At 61.3% G+C, this 20,376-nt stretch carries 19 protein-coding genes; 11 read left to right on the top strand and 8 right to left on the bottom strand.

Annotated features, from left to right (window positions below; translation table 11 throughout):
- The first annotated feature begins 130 nt into the window (after positions 1-130).
- The gene (locus J5J09_RS14400; RefSeq protein ID WP_208551575.1) at positions 131-1,051 is read left to right on the top strand and encodes a neutral zinc metallopeptidase; all 921 of its coding nucleotides are present in this window, start codon (positions 131-133) and stop codon (positions 1,049-1,051) included.
- A 58-nt stretch (positions 1,052-1,109) separates the two neighbouring features.
- Here J5J09_RS14400 and J5J09_RS14395 read toward each other — a convergent pair whose 3' ends face one another.
- A complete protein-coding gene (locus J5J09_RS14395; protein ID WP_208551574.1) occupies positions 1,110-2,102 on the bottom strand; it encodes an aldo/keto reductase in 993 nt (330 codons plus the stop codon).
- A gap of 124 nt (positions 2,103-2,226) precedes the next feature.
- Between J5J09_RS14395 and J5J09_RS14390 the strand changes: the two genes are divergently transcribed.
- Positions 2,227-3,138 carry a LysR family transcriptional regulator gene (locus J5J09_RS14390; RefSeq protein WP_208551573.1) on the top strand — a complete coding sequence of 304 codons (912 nt, stop codon included), beginning with the start codon at positions 2,227-2,229 and terminating at the stop codon, positions 3,136-3,138.
- Positions 3,139-3,197: 59 nt separating this feature from the next.
- On the opposite strand, the gene J5J09_RS14385 is transcribed toward J5J09_RS14390, so the two are convergent.
- Positions 3,198-5,321 carry a TonB-dependent siderophore receptor gene (locus J5J09_RS14385; RefSeq protein ID WP_208551572.1) on the bottom strand — a complete coding sequence of 708 codons (2,124 nt, stop codon included), beginning with the start codon at positions 5,319-5,321 and terminating at the stop codon, positions 3,198-3,200.
- Positions 5,322-5,636: 315 nt separating this feature from the next.
- Between J5J09_RS14385 and J5J09_RS14380 the strand changes: the two genes are divergently transcribed.
- Positions 5,637-7,037: an MATE family efflux transporter gene (locus tag J5J09_RS14380; RefSeq protein WP_208551571.1), complete on the top strand. Its 1,401-nt coding sequence runs from the start codon at positions 5,637-5,639 to the stop codon at positions 7,035-7,037.
- A 40-nt stretch (positions 7,038-7,077) separates the two neighbouring features.
- Here J5J09_RS14380 and carA read toward each other — a convergent pair whose 3' ends face one another.
- Positions 7,078-8,283 carry a glutamine-hydrolyzing carbamoyl-phosphate synthase small subunit gene (gene carA / locus J5J09_RS14375; protein ID WP_208551570.1) on the bottom strand — a complete coding sequence of 402 codons (1,206 nt, stop codon included), beginning with the start codon at positions 8,281-8,283 and terminating at the stop codon, positions 7,078-7,080.
- A 318-nt stretch (positions 8,284-8,601) separates the two neighbouring features.
- Here carA and J5J09_RS14370 point away from each other — a divergent pair, with 318 nt between their 5' ends.
- Together J5J09_RS14370 and dnaG are read left to right on the top strand one after the other, a co-directional pair.
- Positions 8,602-9,054, top strand: a complete 453-nt coding sequence (locus tag J5J09_RS14370) for a GatB/YqeY domain-containing protein (protein WP_208551569.1) — start codon at positions 8,602-8,604, stop codon at positions 9,052-9,054.
- 158 nt (positions 9,055-9,212) lie between these two features.
- On the top strand, positions 9,213-11,207 hold the full coding sequence (gene dnaG / locus J5J09_RS14365) for a DNA primase (protein ID WP_208551568.1): 1,995 nt from the start codon (positions 9,213-9,215) through the stop codon (positions 11,205-11,207).
- Here the strand turns inward: dnaG and J5J09_RS14360 are convergent.
- Positions 11,195-11,446, bottom strand: coding sequence for a hypothetical protein (locus J5J09_RS14360; protein ID WP_208551567.1), 252 nt, complete (start codon positions 11,444-11,446; stop codon positions 11,195-11,197). The genes dnaG and J5J09_RS14360 overlap by 13 nt on opposite strands.
- Positions 11,447-11,667: 221 nt before the next feature.
- Between J5J09_RS14360 and rpoD the strand changes: the two genes are divergently transcribed.
- Positions 11,668-13,719, top strand: coding sequence for an RNA polymerase sigma factor RpoD (gene rpoD, locus J5J09_RS14355; RefSeq protein ID WP_208551566.1), 2,052 nt, complete (start codon positions 11,668-11,670; stop codon positions 13,717-13,719).
- 67 nt (positions 13,720-13,786) lie between these two features.
- On the opposite strand, the gene J5J09_RS14350 is transcribed toward rpoD, so the two are convergent.
- Positions 13,787-14,446: a peroxiredoxin gene (locus J5J09_RS14350; protein ID WP_208551565.1), complete on the bottom strand. Its 660-nt coding sequence runs from the start codon at positions 14,444-14,446 to the stop codon at positions 13,787-13,789.
- Between the two features lie 232 nt (positions 14,447-14,678).
- Between J5J09_RS14350 and J5J09_RS14345 the strand changes: the two genes are divergently transcribed.
- On the top strand, positions 14,679-15,704 hold the full coding sequence (locus tag J5J09_RS14345; RefSeq protein ID WP_208551564.1) for a DUF930 domain-containing protein: 1,026 nt from the start codon (positions 14,679-14,681) through the stop codon (positions 15,702-15,704).
- 12 nt (positions 15,705-15,716) lie between these two features.
- On the opposite strand, the gene J5J09_RS14340 is transcribed toward J5J09_RS14345, so the two are convergent.
- The 3 genes from J5J09_RS14340 to J5J09_RS14330 all read right to left on the bottom strand — a co-directional run bounded on the left by J5J09_RS14340 (position 15,717) and on the right by J5J09_RS14330 (position 18,392).
- On the bottom strand, positions 15,717-16,865 hold the full coding sequence (locus J5J09_RS14340; RefSeq protein WP_208551563.1) for an amidohydrolase: 1,149 nt from the start codon (positions 16,863-16,865) through the stop codon (positions 15,717-15,719).
- A 26-nt stretch (positions 16,866-16,891) separates the two neighbouring features.
- Positions 16,892-17,365, bottom strand: coding sequence for a heme-degrading domain-containing protein (locus J5J09_RS14335; RefSeq protein WP_208551562.1), 474 nt, complete (start codon positions 17,363-17,365; stop codon positions 16,892-16,894).
- Positions 17,366-17,477: 112 nt separating this feature from the next.
- Positions 17,478-18,392 carry a LysR family transcriptional regulator gene (locus tag J5J09_RS14330; RefSeq protein ID WP_208551561.1) on the bottom strand — a complete coding sequence of 305 codons (915 nt, stop codon included), beginning with the start codon at positions 18,390-18,392 and terminating at the stop codon, positions 17,478-17,480.
- 245 nt (positions 18,393-18,637) lie between these two features.
- Here J5J09_RS14330 and J5J09_RS14325 point away from each other — a divergent pair, with 245 nt between their 5' ends.
- The 4 genes from J5J09_RS14325 (at position 18,638) to J5J09_RS14310 (ending at position 20,334) form a co-directional block, all read left to right on the top strand.
- Entirely contained in the window at positions 18,638-18,787 is a 150-nt protein-coding gene (locus J5J09_RS14325) for a hypothetical protein (protein ID WP_208551560.1), read from the top strand.
- 114 nt (positions 18,788-18,901) lie between these two features.
- Positions 18,902-19,336 carry a nuclear transport factor 2 family protein gene (locus tag J5J09_RS14320; protein WP_208551559.1) on the top strand — a complete coding sequence of 145 codons (435 nt, stop codon included), beginning with the start codon at positions 18,902-18,904 and terminating at the stop codon, positions 19,334-19,336.
- A 106-nt stretch (positions 19,337-19,442) separates the two neighbouring features.
- Complete coding sequence (locus J5J09_RS14315) at positions 19,443-19,865, top strand: secondary thiamine-phosphate synthase enzyme YjbQ (RefSeq protein WP_208551558.1); 423 nt, start codon at positions 19,443-19,445, stop codon at positions 19,863-19,865.
- Between the two features lie 115 nt (positions 19,866-19,980).
- Positions 19,981-20,334, top strand: coding sequence for a hypothetical protein (locus tag J5J09_RS14310; RefSeq protein ID WP_208551557.1), 354 nt, complete (start codon positions 19,981-19,983; stop codon positions 20,332-20,334).
- Positions 20,335-20,376: the final 42 nt, after the last annotated feature.

The raw sequence follows: 20,376 nt of genomic DNA, 5'->3' as shown, positions 1-20,376 counted from the left end.
GGTTGCAGGGCATAGTCGCTGCGGGCTGCGGATTGACGTCGCTTTTGACGGATTTTTTCCGGTGGCGCCCGGAACCCATTGACCTGTAGATTGTTCTTCGGGCTCGTGTGCTTCAGGAGAGGGCAGAAAGATGGAATGGAGAGGCCGTCGGCAATCCAACAATGTCGAGGACCGGCGCGGGACCTCGCTCGGTCGCGGGCGCATGGGCGGCAATCCGTTCGGCGGGCGGGGCATGCGTATTCCGACGGGTGGGCGCGGTGGCGGTTTGTCAATTTCGACGATCATCTTCCTCGTCGTCATCTACTTCGTCCTGAAGATGATGGGTATCGACATGCTGCAGGTGCTCGACGATGGTTCGAACTCCGGTAGCGGATACGAGCAGTCGGCCGGGTCGCAGCCGAGCTCACCTGCAAGCGACGAGATGACGGCTTTTGTGCGGACGGTACTGGCCGAGACCGAAGACGTATGGCATGGCATCTTCCAGGCCGACGGCGAAACCTACCGCGAGCCGACACTGGTCCTGTTCTCCGACCGAACGTCCTCGCCTTGCGGGGCCGCATCGTCGGCCACCGGGCCGTTTTACTGTCCTGCGGATATGAAGGTTTATCTGGATACGGACTTCTTTCGCCAACTTGACCGGCAGTTCGGTGCGTCCGGCGATTTTGCCCAGGCCTATGTGATCGCGCATGAGGTTGGCCATCACGTGCAGAACCTCACCGGCGTCTTACCGAAGTTCAACGAGATGCGCCGCTCGATGAGCGAAGTCGAGGCTAACCAGATGTCCGTGCGTGTCGAACTGCAAGCCGATTGCTTCGCGGGTATCTGGGGCAAGTTCACCGAGCAGAAGGGGCTGCTGGAGCAGGGCGATCTGGAGGAGGCGCTCAACGCCGCCCACCAGATCGGCGACGACACCTTGCAAAAACGCAGCCAGGGTTATGTCGTGCCCGACAGCTTCAACCACGGCACCTCCGAGCAAAGGGCAAAGTGGTTCCGTCGCGGTTTTGAGAGCGGACGCTTTTCCGATTGCGATACATTCTCCGGACCCGTGTGATTTGCCGAGGTATAAGACGCAGGGCGCGAACGTGGTTGCGCCCTGCGTTCGGTGTTGATCACTTCTCGCTATCGAGGTGGGACATCATCGCCTCGGCATAGCGGGTGCCAGATGCCGATCCCTTTGGTACGGCGTTTTCGATCTTCTCGAGGTCTGCCTGAGTGAGTTCCAGATCAAGGGAACCGAGCGATTCCGCCAGCCGGTCGCGACGGCGGGCTCCGATGACCGGGACGATATCCTCACCCTGAGCAAGAACCCAGGCGATGGCGGCTTGGGCCGTCGTCATGCCCTTGGCGGCGGCGATCCGGCCGAGCGCCGCGGCAAGCGCCAGGTTCTTCTCCATGTTTTCTCCCTGGAACCTGGGGCCGTGGGCGCGGAAATCGGTCTGGCCGACCTTCGACGGATCCCAGTGTCCTGATATGAGGCCGCGCGAGAGGACGCCATAGGCGGTGATTGAAATTCCCAGTTCTCGGCAAACAGGCAGGATCTTGTCTTCGATGCCGCGGGATACCAGAGAATATTCGATCTGTAGGTCGGCGATCGGATGGACGGACGCCGCCTTGCGGATCGTGTCGGCGCCGACCTCCGAGAGGCCGATGTGGCGCACGTATCCCGCTTTCACCATCTCGGCTATGGCGCCGACTGTGTCCTCGATCGGCACCTTCGGGTCGAGGCGCGCAGGTCGATAGATGTCGATATGGTCAACACCAAGCCGCTTCAACGTATAGGTGAGAGCTGTTTTCAAGGCGTTGGGGCTGGCGTCGTAGCCGATCCAGGCTCCCGACGGATCGCGCTGTGCGCCGAACTTGACGCTAAGCTGGTACGCATCGCGGCTGAGGCCGCTGACCGCCTCGCCAATCAGCATCTCGTTGTGGCCCATGCCGTAGAAATCGCCCGTGTCGAGCAGAGTGATACCGGCGTCGAGCGCCGAATGGATGGTGGCGATACTCTCCGTCCGGTCGGAGGGTCCGTACATATCGGACATGCCCATGCAGCCGAGGCCAATGCGAGAGGTATTCGGGCCAGTCTGGCCAAGTTTTGTCGTCTTCATAGGGGTCTCCATCAGGCGTTGGCGGGTTCGTCGAACCCGCATCGGGAACGGAAGGGGTTTTACTCCAGCTTGGATTGTGAGATAATCATGCATTATTTGTACAAGTTGTGCGGAAAATAGAACAATGCGCGATATTCCCCTTGCCGACCTTGATGCCTTTGCGACCGTCGCACGGCTTCGCAGTTTCCGTGGGGCCGCCAAGGTGAGAGCCGTTTCCGCTTCCTCGCTCAGCGAGGCGATGCGGCGGCTGGAGGAACGGCTTGGAGTCCGGTTGTTCAACCGCACGACCCGCAGCGTGACACTGACGGATGCAGGCATGCGGCTTCTCGATCGCGTGGCTCCGCTGATGAGCGAACTGGAAACAGCGCTCGATGACGTCAACGAATTTCGCGACCGGCCGATGGGCCGGCTGCGCCTCAACGTGCCGGGCGCGGCGTCGCGGACATTCCTTCCGGATATCCTGTCGCGTTTCCTGGCGGACTATCCGGATATCGTGGTCGAGCTTTCCGTGAACGACACGCTCGTTGATGTCCTGGCCGAGGGGTATGACGCGGGAATCCGTTATGAGGAATCCCTGCATCAGGACATGATTGCCGTTCCAATCGGGCCGCGGCGGCAGCGCTATGTTTGCGCGGCATCGCCTACCTATCTTGCCGAGTACGGTCGTCCGGCTCATCCGCGCGATCTGGTCGCCCACCGGTCGGTCCTTCACCGCTTCCCCAACGGACGGATGCTCAACTGGTATTTCGAGCGTGGAGAGGAGTCATTGACAGTCACGCCGCCGGCGCGACTGATATGTGAAGCGTTCGAGGTCGAGCTTGCCGCGGCTGTGTCAGGCCTGGGAATTCTGGCGACCTTCGAGGAATTTGTCCGTCCCGCTCTCGACGACGGCAGTCTGGTGTCCATCCTGGACGATTGGACCGAGGTTTTTACCGGGCCGTATCTTTACTATCCGAGCCGAAAATACATGCCGGCGCCGTTGAAGGCGTTCGTCGATTTCGTGCGGCAGGAGGGGAAGGCTGCGGAACGTCGCTGATGGAGGTCCCGAAGACATTGCCTCCGGGACCGGATTGCTTTCACAGAAGCCAGCCGCTCCTACCAGGTGTATTTCAGCGTGCCGATCACCTTGCGACGGTCACCGTAGTATTCGGTGCCGTAGTAGGAGGTCGAGACGTATTCCTTGTCGAACAAGTTGGTAGCATTGACGGCCAGGGTGACGTCTTCTGTGACTTTGTAGCTGACCGCTGCATCCACGAGGGTGTAACCCTCCACCGAAACAGTGTTCGCTGCATCGCCGTAGGTTTGGCCGATGTAGCGCACGCCGCCGCCAATCGTCAGGTCGCCGCGCTGCCCGTCGCCCGGAATGGTGTAGTCGAGCCAGGCCGATGCGAGTTGCTGCGGCACCCGCTCAGGTCTGTTGCCGACATTTCCGCTGATACCGTCCTCCAGGATTTCCGCATCCCAATAGGAATAGGCGAGGGTGATATTCACATTGTCTGTCAACGCGGCTTTGCCCTCGAGTTCGATCCCGCGAACGCCGACCTTGCCGATCTGCCGCTGTTCCGTCGGCGAGACATAGCTCGGGACATTGGTCTGGGTGAGGTCGAAGAAGGAAACTGTGAAGAGGCCGTCGAAGCCCTCCGGCTTATATTTCAGTCCCACCTCGAACTGTTCACCCTCCTGAGGTTTCAACGAGCCGTCGACGGCATAGCCGTTTGCCGTGGGGGCCACGAGCGGCTGGAAGCTCTCGGAATAGTTCGCGTAGAGTGCGAGCCCCGGCGTCACCTTGTAGGTCAATCCGGCGCGGGAGGTGAAGGCGGAGGCTGTCTCGTCATCCCGGGTTCCGGTGTCCAGATAGTCGGCGACGGTGTTGACGTGATCCCAGCGTCCGCCGAGCGTCACGATCCACCGGTCGTCGATCGTCAACTGCTCCTGCGCGTAGACGCCAACGGCCTCCTGTTTGACCTGCCAGTTCACGTAGGGCCCAACGGCGATGCACGACATGCCGCAATACTGGGGATCATAGATGTCGATCGGACCGGCGGTGCCGTAGAGGATCTCCTCGCGCGTGTTGTCGTTGGTGTAGTCGACACCGACGAGTGTCTTGCTATCCAAGCGACCCCAACTCGCGTCGTACTGCAACTGATTGTCGAAGGCGTATCGATTGGACATGCCATCGACGGAAAAGGCGGTGCGGTCGGCCGTCGGATCCGTGGAAGCGCCGTAGACCTCGGCATAGTCGAGATCGAGATGCGTATAGCGGCCGTTGGAGCGGAACGTCAGGCTTTCGTTGAACTCGTGCTCGAACTGGTAGCCGATGTCGACCTGCTCGGTGTTGAAGCGGTTGAAGTCCGGTTCGCCCGTGAACGTGTCGATGTCGATATCAGCACCGGTCGGAAAGCCGCGCGCGCCTGTGCCGTCGCGCTTGGAATAGTCGGTCAGGATCGTCAGCGACGTGCCTTCTTCGGGTTTGATTGTAAGGGCTGGCGCGACGTACATGCGGTCATCATTCGAATAGTCCCAGCCAAGATCGCCTTCCTTTGCCAAACCGGTGAGGCGGTAACTCCAGATCCCTTCCTCGTCGATCGGTCCGCCGAAATCGACGCCGACCGTCTTCGTGCCGTCGCCGTAGGACGTGAACACCTCGCCGTGCTTTTCATCCTGCGGGCGCTTGGTGATTGCATTGACAAGACCGCCGGGACCGTTGAGGCCGAACAGGGTCGATGTCGATCCCTTGAGCACCTCTACTCGCTGCAGGCCGTAGGGCTCGAGCCGGCTTGCCGTGAACCAGGCGGGAATGCGGGCCGCGAGACCGTCACGGTAGGTTCCCAAGGTGGTCTGGTCGAAACCGCGGATGCGGAAGTAGTCATAGCGATCATCGCTGCCGAACTCATCGGCGAATACGCTGGATGTATAGCCGATTGCCTGCTGCAGGCTGTCCACCTGGCGCTTCTCGAGTTCCTGTTGCGTTACCACAGACACCGAGGCAGGGACGTCGATGACCGGGGTGTCGGTCTTGGTGCCTGTCGCGGCCTGTTCGGCTACGATCGTGGTGTCCGGGCCAACCGGGCGATTCGACTTGCCATCGACGACAATCGTCTGAAGCTCGGTTGCGTCCTGGGCGCTGGCGAACCCGCTGATGCCCAGCAACGCGATCGTCATTATCGCACTGCTCGCCGTTAGTCGCCTTATCAGAACCTTGCCCCGTTCCGTCGTCATTCTATTGTCCCTTCCTTGATCAATCATGTGGCGACAGCAGGCCGCACCGTCGCCGTGGGCGGAACCTATTTAAACAAGATAAAAATAGTCAAGTTAAGAATCGCAGCTTCTGGATGGGAAGAGTCGTTTTCCTCAATGTTGTCGACCGGCTGTGACATTGCAGCGATGCATCAATCGGCGTGATCGTGCGGCCAATATTATTTCTTGATTGGTTTTCGGGCTTGCGGCCTAAATTTTGTTCAACTATCGAGGTGGGGACCGCCGCTCCGCCAGCCCGATCTGGAAAGCGGCTTTTTTCGTTCTGGAAACGCGATCATGGATCACACCGCCACACTTCTGCGCCCCAAACAGGTGGCGGACGGCTGGATGGCGCACGTTCGCGCGACGCTATCGCTTGGCGTGCCGTTGATCGGGGCCCAACTCGCCCAGCTCGGCATTCACACGACGGATGTGGTCATCGTCGGCCAGCTCGGTCCCGTGCCGCTCGCCGCCATGGTGATCGCCGGACAGTTCTTCTTCACGATCTTCATCTTCGGTTCGGGCTTTTCAATCGCCGTTGTGCCGATGGTCGCCCAGGCCTATGGCCGTGGCGATGCCGTTTCCGTCCGCCGCTCGATCCGCATGGGCATGTGGGCATCGATCGGTTACACGCTGCTGACGGCGCCGCTGTTCTACAATGCGGAAGCCATCCTGCTCGCGCTCGGGCAGAAGACTGACGTCGCCACACTGGCCGCCGACTATGTCCGTATCGTGCATCTCGGGCTGTTGCCGGCTTTGCTGTTTGCCGTTCTCAGATCGCTTATCAGTGCCACGGGCAAGGCGGGGATCATCCTCTATGCGACGCTGGTGATGTTGGTGATGAACGCCATCCTTGCCTACGCGCTGGTGCTCGGCCATTTCGGCCTGCCGGCGCTCGGAATGCTGGGTGCGGCGATCGTCGCCGCGGTCATCCACTGGGCGAGCTTCTTTTTCCTCGTCGTCTATCTGCAGAGGCGACCCGAGACCCGGGGATACGAACTGTTCGTCCGCTTCTGGCGGCCGGACTGGCACGCGCTTTGGGAGGTCATTCATCTCGGGCTACCGATCAGCGTCACCGTGCTGGCGGAGGTCAGCCTGTTTGCAGCAGCATCGCTGCTGATGGGGCGCATCGGCACGCTGGAGCTCGCGGCACACGGTATCGCGCTGCAACTGGCATCCATCGCGTTCATGATCCCGCTGGGTCTGTCGCAGGCAGCCACTGTCCGCATCGGTATCGCCCACGGGCGGAACGACTATCCGAACCTTGTGCGGGCGGCGATCACGGTGACGCTCATTGCGATGCTGATCGCGCTGGTGGGCGGCATCCTGTTTGCGGCGATTCCGACGACGCTCGGAAGCCCATTCCTGAACACCAGCACGGCGGATGCCGCGCGCGTCCTGGAGATCGCCGGACCGTTCATTGTGGTGGCAGGCTTCTTCCAGCTGATGGATGGTCTGCAGGCTGTTGCGTCCGGCTTGCTCCGGGGCCTGAAAGACGCGCGCGTGCCGATGCTGCTGGCGCTGGTCTCTTACTGGCCAATCGGGTTCTTCCTCGCCTGGCTCCTGGCATTTCCGCTCGAGTTCGGCGGCATCGGCATTTGGCTCGGCTTTCTCATCGGTCTTGCGAGCGCTGCGCTGATGCTCAGCCTTCGCTTCGTTCTGCTGGTCCGGCACGAAATGAAAACGGCCGGCGCCTGAGGCGCCAGCCGTTTGTACCATTCCGATAAGATGAGTCTTATCAGCGCTCTGCGAGCGCCGGCTCGCCCTTTTTCTCACGCAGCATGTTGACGAAGCGGCGGAAGAGGTAGTGGCTGTCCTGGGGGCCGGGTGAAGCCTCGGGATGATGCTGAACCGAGAAGACCGGCTTGCCGACGATGCGCAGCCCGCAATTGGTGCCGTCGAACAGCGAGATGTGAGTTTCCTCTACACCTTCCGGCAGGGTCTTCGTATCGACCGCGAAACCGTGGTTCATCGAGACGATCTCGACCTTTCCGGTGGTGTAGTCCTTCACCGGGTGGTTGGCGCCGTGATGGCCCTGGTGCATCTTTTCGGTCTTGGCGCCGACCGCGAGGCCGAGCATCTGGTGGCCGAGGCAGATTCCGAAGACGGGCAGGGTGCTATCGATCAGCTTGCGGATCACAGGAACGGCATATTCGCCGGTCGCTGCCGGGTCGCCGGGTCCATTCGACAGGAACACGCCGTCCGGCTTGAGCGCCAGGATGTCTTCCGCCTTCGTGGTCGCGGGGACGACGGTAACTTTGCAATCAAGGCCGGTGAACAGGCGCAGGATGTTCCGTTTGACGCCGTAGTCGATGCAGACCACATGGTATTTCGCATCTTCGGGCTTCAGCTCGGCAAAGCCTTCGTCCCAGACCCATGGCTTTTCCGACCACTGCGACGACTGGCCGGATGAAGCGACCTTGGCGAGGTCGAGGCCTTCGAGGCCGCTCCAGGCCTTGGCTTCGGCTTTCAGCGTCTCGATGTCGAAGACACCGTTCGGATCGTGGGCGATCACGGCATTTGGCGCGCCGTTTTCGCGAATCCAGGCAGTCAGCGCACGCGTGTCCACGCCGCAAAGGCCGATCACGCCGCGCGCCTTAAGCCACGCGTCGAGGTGCTTGGCGGCACGGTAGTTCGAGGGATCGGTGATATCGGCTTTGAAGATGACGCCAACCGCGCCGTGGCGGGCGGCGGGCGTCAGGTCTTCGATGTCCTCGTCATTCGTGCCGACATTGCCGATGTGCGGAAATGTGAAGGTGACGATCTGGCCGAGATAGGAGGGATCGGTCAGGATTTCCTCGTAGCCGGTGAGGGCGGTGTTGAAGCAGACTTCGGCCTGGACCTTGCCGGTGGCGCCGATGCCCTGTCCCTCGATGACGGTGCCGTCGGCGAGAACGAGCAGGGCGGTGGGCTTGCGGGAGGTCCACGGGGCTGTCGTGGTCATGGTCTAATCCGTTTCCGGCCGATCGCGGCCGCCCTTGAAGGACGGGCGGCGGAGGGCCATTTAAGCGCAGGCAAAGGGAGGCGCGAAGTCGCGCCGGTTCGTCCCGACTGTATTTGGTGCAGGTGCCGGAAAATAGTCGCATAGGCTCGACAGGTCAATTCGCGTTTGTGGAAAGCGTGGAATTTCTTCCAATGAAATTCAAAGGCTTGGCTAATTGATTTGCGTGGCCGCGCGGCTGTCGTTATGACTTCGGCAAAATTGACAAGGAAAAGCCACAATTCGGCGAACCCGGAAACGGGCTTTTCATGGAGAAAAATCATGCTGCGCGACAAGTTCGCCAATGTCCTCAAGGACGCTCTGAAAGCCAAGGATGTTCGCCGCACCTCGACTGTCCGTCTGATCCAGACGGCGATCAAGGACCGCGACATCGCCAATCGCGGCGTGGGCAAGGACCCCGTCAGCGACGACGAAATCATGCAAATCCTCGTCAAGATGATCAAGCAGCGCGACGAGTCCGCCAAGATCTACGAGGACAACGCCCGTCCGGAACTCGCTGCCCAGGAGCGCGAGGAAATCGAGATCATCAAGAGCTTCATGCCGGAGCAGTTGCCGGAGGAGAAGGTGCGCGAACTCTGCGCTGCCGTCATCAACGAAACCGGCGCGCAAGGCTTGCGCGACATGGGCAAGTGCATCAGCACACTGAAGGAGCGCTATTCCGGCCAGATGGATTTTGCCAAGGCGTCCGGCGTGGTGAAGGACCTTTTGAAGTAGCCCGGCCTGAACGGTCGAGACCCTAAACTCCGCCTTCGGGCGGAGTTTTCGTTTCTGCCATCGGTCTTTGGTCTGTGAATAGCGGGTAAGGCAATCCGATTGTCTTGGCGCCTGCTCGTTCGTAGCTCTATATGAATGAGCCAACAGCAGGGACGCTCATGCGTTTTTCTAACAGCTTCCTCGACGAGATCCGTGACCGCGTGCCGATATCGGCCGTGGTGGGGACGCGTGTGTCGTGGGACAGGCGCAAGACCAATGCCGCCAAGGGCGACTACTGGGCCTGCTGCCCGTTTCACGGCGAGAAGACGCCGAGCTTTCACTGCGAGGATCGCAAGGGTCGCTATCACTGCTTCGGCTGTGGCGTATCGGGCGATCATTTCCGCTTCCTGACGGACCTTGAAGGTCTGAACTTCCCCGAGGCCGTCGAACGTGTTGCCGACATGGCCGGTATCGCCATGCCCAAGGCCGATCCCCAGGCGGAACAGCGCGAACGCGAGCGCACGACGCTGCTCGACGTCATGGAGATGGCAACCCGGTTTTTCCAGGAGCAGCTTCAGTCAGCAGGTGGGGCCAAGGCGCGCGCCTATCTGCGAGAACGCGGGCTTTCCGGCCGAACCATCGAAACCTTCCGCCTCGGTTACGCTCCGGAAAGCCGCAATGCGTTGAAGGAGCATCTGGCGGGGAAAGGCGTGCCCAAGGAGCAGATCGAAGCCTGCGGTCTTGTCCGTCACGGGCCCGATATTCCCGTTTCCTACGACTGGTTCCGGGACCGAATCATGTTCCCGATCCTGTCGTCGCGGGAGAAGGTCATCGCATTCGGCGGCCGGGCAATGGCGCCCGATGCCATGGCGAAATACATGAACTCGCCGGAAACCGAGCTCTTTCATAAGGGGACCGTGCTTTACAACTTTGCCCGCGCACGCCGTGCCGCGCAGGGAAGCGGTGGTGATGCACGGTTGATCGCAGTCGAAGGGTACATGGACGTCATCGCGCTTCACCAGGCGGGTGTCGAAAATGCGGTGGCGCCGCTCGGTACAGCTCTGACCGAGAACCAGCTCGACCTCCTCTGGAAGGTCTCCCCGCAGCCGGTGCTGTGTTTCGACGGCGACCAGGCTGGCCTTCGCGCCGCCAATCGCGCCGCCGATCTGGCCTTGCCACATCTGAAGCCCGGCCGCTCCGTACAGTTTGCCCTCCTGCCGGAGGGCAAGGACCCGGACGATCTGGTTCGGCATGAGGGCCGACGACCCTTCGACCGCGTTCTCGCCGATGCAAGACCGCTTGCCGAGATGATCTGGATGCGGGAGACGGGCCAGGGCGGGTTCGATACGCCGGAAAAACGCGCGGAGCTCGAAGCACGGCTGAAGCAGATCGTCGCGACGGTCGGCGATGAAAGCGTCCGACGTCACTATTCCCAGGACATGCGCGACCGGCTCAACGGCCTGTTTCGGCCCGCAGGCGGTTTCAGCGGTGACGGGAGAAAGCGCTTCGAAAGAGGCAATGGCAATCGCGGCGGGCAAGGGGCCGGGCGCGGGATGCCGGGCGGCAACTCCCCCGCAGGTGGAATTTCAGACCGGCTTGCCCGCTCCGGCTTGGTGAAGGGCTACCAAAGCAACCCGGCGCTGCGCGACAGCGTTCTGGCACTGACCATCGTCAATCATCCCCAGTTGCTGCAGGAAGAGTATGACGAAATCGCCAGTATCGACTTCGACCACCGCGACCTGCAGCGCCTCTGGTCCGCGGTGCTGACAGTGGCGATGACGAGCGGTGCCAAGCTTGATCGCGAGGCTCTGGTCCTCGAACTGGAAGCGCAGGGGCTAGGCGGTATTCTCTCAAGTCTCGACCAGCAGATACGGAATGCGCGGTTGTGGACCGCCACGACCGTGGCGGCACTGGAGGATGCACGGGAAGGCTACCGCCAAGCGTTGTCTCTCCAGAAGCGCGCCAAGGCATTGAAGCGTCAGCGGCTGGACCTTGAGCAGGAGGTCGCGACTGCCACGGAGGACGGCGACGCCGACCGCATGGATCAATTGATCGGCGCGCTTCAGCAGGTTCAGCTCGAAATCGTCCGGATGGAAAACCAGGAGGCCATCATCGACGGCTTCGGTATCATGTCGGGGCGTGTGAAGGGCGCTGCGTCTAGTCACGGCGTCTGACGATAACTGATCGTAGCGACTTCGACCGCTATGGGGCGGTATGGGATGCCGTCGTCGCGGCCTGATGTCGTCTTTGTCGGGATTGCAGCCTTGTTCTTTGCTGAAGTCTTCCTAAATGTCTGGTCGACGTGATGGTTTTGTCTCGGCAGCAAAAGCTGCAAGCCCGTCGGAATCTCTAAAAATGATGGGCATTCGCGGCGGAAAAGCTTGACGTCGGGAAAAATTGTGGGAATCACCATTGCAGGCACTTTTAGGTGAAACACGTCATGCACTTTCAGCTAAGCATGACAGGTTTATCGGATGCGCAAAGGGACCACGTGCCGGCGGGAACCATCGTGGTTAAGCAGGAATTAATACCGTTCCACTAGGTCATGGGCGGGATTCGTGGCGGGCTTATCGTCCCGTAACGTCTCACCGAAGAACATGGCATGGATACGCGTCAGGGAAAGCGACGAGATAGATGGCAACGAAAGTCAAAGAAAACGAAGAAGCAGACGGCGAACGCGACGGCGCTACGGATGGTCCGCTTCTCGACCTTTCGGATGATGCTGTCAAGAAGATGATCAAGGCCGCCAAGAAGCGCGGCTACGTGACCATGGATGAGCTGAATTCGGTGTTGCCGTCGGAGGAAGTAACCTCCGAGCAGATCGAGGACACCATGGCCATGCTCTCCGACATGGGCATCAACGTCATCGAGGACGAGGAGGCGGAAGAAGCTGCCGCCGAAGACAGCGATGACGCCGACGATACCGAAAGCGAAGGCGGCGAACTGGCTACTTCCACCGGCGGCGCGCTCGCGACCACCAAGAAGAAGGAGCCGACGGACCGTACCGACGACCCGGTGCGCATGTACCTGCGCGAAATGGGTTCGGTCGAGCTGCTGTCGCGCGAGGGCGAAATCGCGATCGCGAAGCGCATCGAGGCCGGCCGCGAAACGATGATCGCCGGGCTCTGCGAGAGCCCGCTGACCTTCCAGGCGCTGATCATCTGGCGTGACGAGCTCAACGAAGGCACGACGCTGCTGCGCGAGATCATCGATCTCGAAACGACCTATTCGGGTCCCGAAGCGAAGGCTGCTCCGCAGTTCCAGAGCCCGGAGAAGATCGAGGCCGACCGCAAGGCCGCCGAGGAAAAGGAAAAGGCTCGCCGGAGCCGCGCTTCGTCCAGCGACGACGACATCACCGATGTCGGCGGCGATGGCGCTCCTCCGGAAGAGGAGGAAGAGGACGAGGACGAGAGCAACCTGTCGCTCGCCGCCATGGAAGCGGAGCTTCGCCCGCAGGTCATGGAGACCCTCGACACCATCGCCGACACCTACAAGAAGCTGCGCAAGCTGCAGGACCAGCAGGTGGAGGCACGTCTGGCCTGTGCCGGCACGTTGTCTTCCGGTCAGGAGCGACGCTACAAGGAACTGAAGGACCAGCTCATCACCGCGGTAAAGTCGCTGTCGCTCAACCAGAACCGCGTCGACTCGCTCGTCGAGCAGCTCTACGACATCTCCAAGCGGCTGATGCAGAACGAGGGACGCCTTCTGCGTCTCGCCGAATCCTATGGCGTGAAGCGTGACTCTTTCCTGGAGCAGTACCAGGGCGCCGAGCTCGATCCAAACTGGATGAAGTCGATCTCCAACCTTGCCGCCCGCGGCTGGAAGGAATTCGCCAAGGAAGAAAACCAGACGATCCGCGACATCCGCGGCGAGATCCAGAATCTCGCCCAGGAAACCGGCATTTCGATCACCGAATTCCGCCGCATCGTCTCGATGGTGCAGAAGGGCGAGCGCGAGGCGCGTATCGCCAAGAAGGAAATGGTCGAGGCGAACCTGCGTCTTGTGATTTCGATCGCCAAGAAGTACACCAACCGCGGCTTGCAGTTCCTCGATCTCATTCAGGAAGGCAATATCGGCCTGATGAAGGCGGTCGACAAGTTCGAGTATCGCCGCGGCTACAAGTTCTCGACCTATGCAACCTGGTGGATCCGTCAGGCGATCACCCGCTCGATCGCCGACCAGGCCCGCACCATCCGTATTCCGGTGCACATGATCGAGACGATCAACAAGATCGTGCGTACCTCGCGCCAGATGCTGCACGAGATCGGCCGTGAGCCGACCCCGGAAGAACTGGCCGAAAAGCTCGCCATGCCGCTCGAAAAGGTCCGCAAGGTCCTGAAGATCGCCAAGGAGCCGATCTCGCTCGAAACCCCTGTTGGTGACGAAGAGGATTCGCATCTCGGCGATTTCATCGAGGACAAGAACGCGCTGCTACCGATCGACGCCGCCATCCAGGCGAACCTGCGCGAGACCACCACTCGCGTCCTCGCTTCGCTGACGCCGCGCGAAGAACGCGTGCTGCGCATGCGCTTCGGCATCGGCATGAACACCGACCATACGCTGGAAGAAGTCGGCCAGCAGTTCTCGGTCACGCGCGAACGTATCCGCCAGATCGAGGCGAAGGCGCTTCGGAAGCTGAAGCACCCGAGCCGCAGCCGCAAGCTGCGCTCGTTCCTGGATAGCTGATGCAAACCTGCTTTACGTAATAAAAAACCCGGCGTTTGCGCCGGGTTTTTTGTTGGACGAATTAGCCTCAAGCCGTCGGCTGCTTCGTCTTCCTGAGATACGGCAGCACCGTGTCGAAGGAGCCGAAGCGCGTGATGGCATCCTCGTTGGAAACGGCGGCGGTGATGATGACATCGTCGCCCTGCTTCCAGTTGGCGGGGGTCGCCACCTGGTGCTTCGCCGTCAGCTGGATCGAGTCGATCGCGCGCAGGATTTCATCGAAGTTGCGGCCGGTCGTCATCGGGTAGGTGAGGATCAGTTTGATCTTCTTGTCCGGGCCGATCACATAGACCGATCGCACGGTGGCGTTGTCGGCCGGCGTGCGGCCCTCTGAGCTTGAGCCGGCATCTTCCGGCAGCATGTCATAGAGCTTGGCAACCTTCAGGTCCTTGTCGCCGATCAGCGGATATTCGACGTCGAAGCCTGTGGCGGTGCGGATATCCTGCTTCCACTTGCCATGGCTTTCGACCGGATCGACGGAGATGCCGACGATCTTGACGCCGCGTTTGCGGAATTCGCCTTCAAGGCCGGCCATGGTGCCGAGTTCGGTGGTGCAGACCGGAGTGAAGTTCTTCGGGTGTGAGAAGAGAACGGCCCAGTTGTCGCCGATCCACTCGTGAAAGCTGATCGTGCCCTGGGTGGTCTCGGCGGTGAAGTCCGGAGCGGTCTGGTTGATGCGAAGGCTCATGGCGTGTCTCCCTGAAAATCATCTGAGTTGGCGCGATCCTGACAGGTTTTCAGCTGGCTGTCGGCGAATGGCTTTCTCGACAGATGCCGCCTCGCGAAAATTTCAACCGGGAATTCGCCGCACGGAATGCTGTCATGGTAGTGAACTGCCGCATGTCTGCCGAAAAGATGTTTCTACGGTGTCGGCGGCACACTATATGCGGTAGCGAAGGCAATTCCCGGAAAGGCGCTTCTTGTCGAAGGCGGACGATAGTGAAATCACCTGGCGGCGGAACCTGCGATGGGGAATCGCCGGCTCGCTGGCGCTGCACGCTCTGTTCGTGCTGGTGATGATCGTGCCGATCTCCTGGCCGCAGGCTGCGCCGGAGGAGACCGAAGTCGCCGTGACCCTCGTGCCACCACCGGAACCGGAGGCGGAAGAACCGCTGGCGCCGGAGGAACAGACGGAGGAAGAACAGCCGCAGGAAGAGCAGGCGGCCGAGCCGGAAGAACCGCCTCCGCCTCCATCGCCAACCGAGCAGCAGCAGGCAGAGTCACTGGAGGAGCCGCCACCGCCAGCGCGCGTTCCTCTTCCGAGGTTGAGGCCGGTGGTGCAGTTTGGGGAGCGGGATCAGGGCGGGCGTGAGGCGCTTGACGGAACGGCGGTCGAAGAGGCGGCCAAACCGGAGGCTGAAACGCTAGAGGAAGCCGAGGTCGAGCCAGAGACACAGGACGCGGACGCCGAGGAGCCGTTGCCGGAAGAGCCGTTGCGGACCGATCTCGCTTTGCTGACGGCGGAAGGCGGACAGGCCGACGCAGGTTTGGCGGCGCCCGCAGAAAGCGTGCCTGATCCGTCGCAATCGGACGCAACGGGTCAGGCGGAGCCGGACGCTTCTGAGGCGACGGCGGACGACCCGCCACTTGACCGAGCCGAGCGGTTGTTCTCGACCCGCGTCAGCGAGGATCCGATCGCCATGACCGCCATGGGCAACCTACCGCGGGGTGTCAGAGCGGATCAGCTTTGCCTAACGGAGCTCCGCGCGCAGCTCCTGAATTCAACGCCGCGCTACCGGCCGGACCTCCTGCCGTCACACCGGCTCGGCGAGGGCACAATCTACGAAATCCGTCGTGCGGCCTTCCGGGCAGAGGGCGAGTGGCACGACCTGAGCTTCCGCTGCGAGGTCGATCAGGATGCCACCCGCGTCCTGTCGTTTGCGTTTCACGTCGGCCCTTCCATACCGCGCAGCGAATGGGCGCGGCGCGGTTTTCCGAGCTTCTGACCGGACCGGTCGTCAGCCCAGGATATCGCGTACGACCCGCATGAAGACTCGTGATCCTGTTGAAATCAGGTCGTCGGGAAAATCGTAGTCGGGATTGTGGAGGGCCGGGTGACGTTCACCGGCGCCGAGGAAAAACATCGCCGTCGGCGCATGCTGGCGGAACCGGCCGAAGTCTTCTGATGCCCGCATCGGCAGGTCTCCCGGACCAAACGGTATTCCTTCCGTCGCGAGCGCACGTTCGAGATGCGCCACGGCTTCCGGTGCGTTCTCGCAGTGGTGGAAGACGTCTTCGTAACCGATCTCGACCTGCAGACCATCCTTGCGTGCAGCGTCGTGGACGAGGATCTCGGCGGCTTCGATCAGCGCATCCATACGGTCGTCCGTCAGTGTGCGCAGCGTCGCCCAGATCTCCGCCGCGCCGGGCGAAATGCCGAAGGCCGGTTCTCCGAGTTCGGCGTGGGTGATCGTCACCAGTAGGAAGTCGGGCGCGGGCGGCCTGGAGTGGGAGAGAGCGGCAAGAGCCGGCATCAGGCGCGCGACGGCCTGCATGGGGGAGACGCCCTTTTCCGGCTCCGACGCATGCGAGGTCTTTCCGGTCAGCCGGATGCGCATGCCACGCGAGGCGCAGTTGACCGGGCCATCCGTCAGCGCCACGTGGCCGAGCGGCAGGCCGGGCATGTTGTGGAGCGAGAAGGCGAAATCCGGAACGATCTCGCTAAAACGCGGATCGGCGATCACGGCCGCGGCACCCGCGCCGTTTTCCTCCGCCGGTTGGAACAGCAGAACGACACGGCCACGCTTCGGTGGCTGGCGGGAAAGGCCGATCGCCATGGCGGTGAGGATCGTGCTGTGGCCGTCATGGCCGCAAAGGTGACCTTTGCCGGCGATGGTGGAGCGGTGCGGCGCGTCCGACAGTTCCTCGATCGGCAGCGCATCGAGCTCCGAGCGGAACAGAAGCGTGGGGCCGGGTGAGCCGCTATCGAACACGGCCGCCACGCCGTGGCCTCCAAGGTCCGTCAAAATACGGGCGGGCGAGAGCGGTTTCAGAAACGTCACGACGCGGGCGGCCGTCTCCCGCTCGTCACCGGACACTTCGGGAAACCGGTGCAGCTCGTGCCTGAGATCGATCAGCGAGACGAGGTCCTGGTTGGTGAGAAACATGGGCCTTTCCGTGTACGTGATCGAAATCAGCGAGTTGAAAGCTGGGCTTCCAGCGCCTTGATGATCATCGCGTGGTCGTCGGCCGATGGCAGGCCTGAGACGGTGACGGCCGCCACGACGCCGGTACCCTTCACGCGGATCGGAAAACTGCCGCCGTGATCGGCGTAGTCCATCGGATCGAAGCCATGGTCCGGGCCGAGCGTGCGGCCCTTCAGCCGGTTGTTCTCGCCGACCCACATCGACGCCTTGTGCAGGCGCAGCGTGACATTGCTCTTGCGACGGGCCCAGACATCGTTATCCGGCGCCGAGCCCGGCATGGCGGCATGAAAGAGGGTGCGGTTCGGGGTGCGGATGTTGATGACGACGGGTGCCTTTTCCGCTTTCGCGATGTCCACGAGCTCGAGCCCGACCGCCAAGGCCACAGTTTCATCGAAAGCGGGGAAGACGAGACGGGTTTCCTGTTCCGCAAGAACGTCAATCAGATTGGTTTCGCTGGCCACGCCTTTTCCTTCCCTTATCGCAATTGCGCCGCGACACTAACCGATATGAAGGATAAGCGGAATGGGTGTGCACGAGACAGCGGATGGGCAGATTTGCCAGTGGCCATAGCCTTCAATCGGTGCCGTGGTCAAAGCCGCCGAAAGCCGTTTGCGCCTTCAGGTGATCGAGGAACAACCGCAACGGCACCATGCTGCGATATTCGCCAGGGAAATACATGTGAAGTCCAGGCACGGTAAGAGCTTGTGGCTCCAGCACGGACACAAGCGCCGCGGACTCCAGTTCCCGTATGGCAAAATCCCTGAAGGTATAGGCTAGGCCGAGCCCGTTCACAGCGAGATCGATCACGGACGGAAGGGTGTTGACGGTGAACGTGCCGTCGACTTGGACACAATATTCTCCTTCTTCACCGATAAACGACCAAGGGTAGATTCTTCCCGACGTCTGAAAGCGATACCGGATACAGTTGTGCCCCAGCAGATCCGTGGGCGCAGACGGCAACCCGTGGGCTGAAAAGTAAGCCGGGCTCCCCAGGACGGCCAGCTTCAATGGCGGGGTCAGTCGAACAGCCACCATATCTGGGGCAATCCTGTCGCCCAGTCTAAAACCCGCATGCAGTTCCTCCCCAAGGATGTCGGAAAAGGCATCCGTTACCGAGAGCTCGAGCTTTATGTCCGGATACGCCGCCGAAAATGATTTCAACGCAGGGCCCACGACCAGGTGATAGACGAAATCAGGCATCGTCAGTTTTAAGGTGCCGCGGGCTGAGCGGCCCGTGTTGCGAGCAGTCTCCACAGCTACGGCCAGCTGTTGAAAGGCGGGGTCGGAGCCCCGGAGAAGCGCGCGTCCCGCCTCCGTCAAGCTCAAAGCCCGTGTCGACCGGATGAACAGCGTTGTCTCCAGCTGGTCCTCCAAGGATTTGAGTTGATGGCTGATCGTGGACGGCTTTAGTCCAAGCGCGGCAGCGGCGGCACGCAAACTGCCGTGGCGCGCGATAGCGAGGAAAACTTCTAGTGTGATGAGTGGCAATCGCAAAACTGTCCTCCCATGGCCCGATCGTTCGATTTCATACACGAAAGAGTTGGCCTTTAGGGGGCTATCGGGATGCGAGTGCTCGTTTTAGCGTTTGCTGCGTTGCAATCACGGAGCGGGTGGTTCGTTAAACTCATCATGGTTGCGGCGCACATGAGTTTACAGAACACACCAATACACAAAGGAGGCATCTTCCGCCGCGTGCAGGTCTTAAGCCATGATGTGGTTTGGAGGCGTCCTCCATGCTCGACAACGCGGTGGCGGCATTTCCAACCATTATTGTGATGGCCGCGCGGACGACATTCACGCAACAGAATACCGGCCCCTATGCACGCGAAGCTTCGGCGCGAGGCCATGTCGCAATCGCCTTCGACTTTCGTGCGAGCCCATAAGGTTAGCTTACGCCGACGTCATCGCTCAATTCCTGAACCATCAAGGAAACCGAGATGAAAAATTGCCTGTTTTCAATTGTTGCAGTTGCCTGCCTTTTGCAAGGAGAGATAGCCATGGCGCAAACGCCGGAGGACAATATAAAGGTCGTCCAGAACTTCTTTGCCGCCTATGCGGCAAACGATCTGGGCGCGATCGCCGCCGTGATGGCCGAGGATGTTCGCTGGCATATCCCCGGTCGCCATCCACTCTCCGGTACGCTTAAGGGACGTGACGAGGTGTTGGCCTTCTTCGGCCAGCTTGCCGTTTCCGGCTTCAAGGCGGAGCCGATCTATTTTGGCGCGGATGACGCGTATGTCGTCGATGTCCACAAAGGCTATTCGACCGTCGAGGGCGCTTCAAACGTTAATACCACCTGGGCGCTGATCTACCGAATCGAGGACGGCAAGATCGTGGAGGCGACGAACCTGTCGGCCGACCAGGATGCCGCGAACGCATTTTTCTGGTCGCAATACCGGTTGGCGCCCGTGCCCCAGCGGTTGAGCGACTGACGTGGTCTGTTGAGCATGGTCTCAGCCCCCGACGTGCACTATCCTTTTTACCGCAAGGCTATGCCAACCGGTTGCCACCGGCCTTGCGCGAAAGGGATAGACGCGCATGCCGCAGACGAAATTGACGATCGATACCCGGGGGCAGGGACTTTACGAATTCACCTCCGCCGCTTCCGACTTCGTTGAAAGGACCGGGCGGGGCGAGGGGCTCTTGACCGTCTTTGTGCGCCACACCTCTTGCTCGCTGATCATCCAGGAAAACGCCGATCCGGACGTGCAGCGCGATTTGAAAGCCTTCTTTGCGCGGCTGGTGCCGCCGGCAACGGATCCCACCATGTCCTATCTCGTGCACCGGGACGAGGGGGCGGACGACATGCCGGCCCACATCAAGGCCGCGCTGACGCAGGTGTCGCTCGGGATTCCCGTCTCAAGTGGCCGGCTGCTCCTCGGAACCTGGCAGGGGATCTATCTCTTCGAGCATCGCGACCGGCCGCACCGGCGCGAGGTGGTGCTGCATCTTTCCGGCTGATCTCGTTTACAATGAACCCTGGCTGAATGGAGGGTTACGCGGGCGTTCAGCCGGCCTGTCCTAGGGTCCCTGTCACCGCCACGGACGCGGGAGATCGAACCTGAGGAGAGCAGCCATGACGAAGACCTTGATCAAGATCGGCGCAGCCATGCTGGGCGCCCTGATGTCGCTGACCGCATTCGCCACCACGGCTAGTGCCAGCGGACGCGGATACTACTACGATGCCCCCGGCTTCAGCTTCCACATCGGCGGACCGGGTCGCCCCGGCGGACACCATGGATGGCACGGCGACCGCGAGCGCGGTTGCCGGCCGATGATGGCGGTCGAGAAGGCCCGCTGGAACGGCCTGCGCCGTGCGCATGTGGAGCACGTCTCGCGTTATAAAGTGGTCGTGGCTGGCCACCGGCATCACCGCTTCGACCGGATGGTGTTCGCCAATCGTCACGGCTGCCCGCTGATCCGCCGCTGATCCGGGTAACGCCCATGAAAAAGCCGCTCCCGCCAATCGGCC

The sequence above is a fragment of the Ciceribacter sp. L1K22 genome (genome assembly GCF_017599385.1).
GTDB lineage: Bacteria > Pseudomonadota > Alphaproteobacteria > Rhizobiales > Rhizobiaceae > Allorhizobium.
Note: the sequence above shows the minus strand (reverse complement) of the source record. Positions and strands in the feature narration are given on the sequence as shown.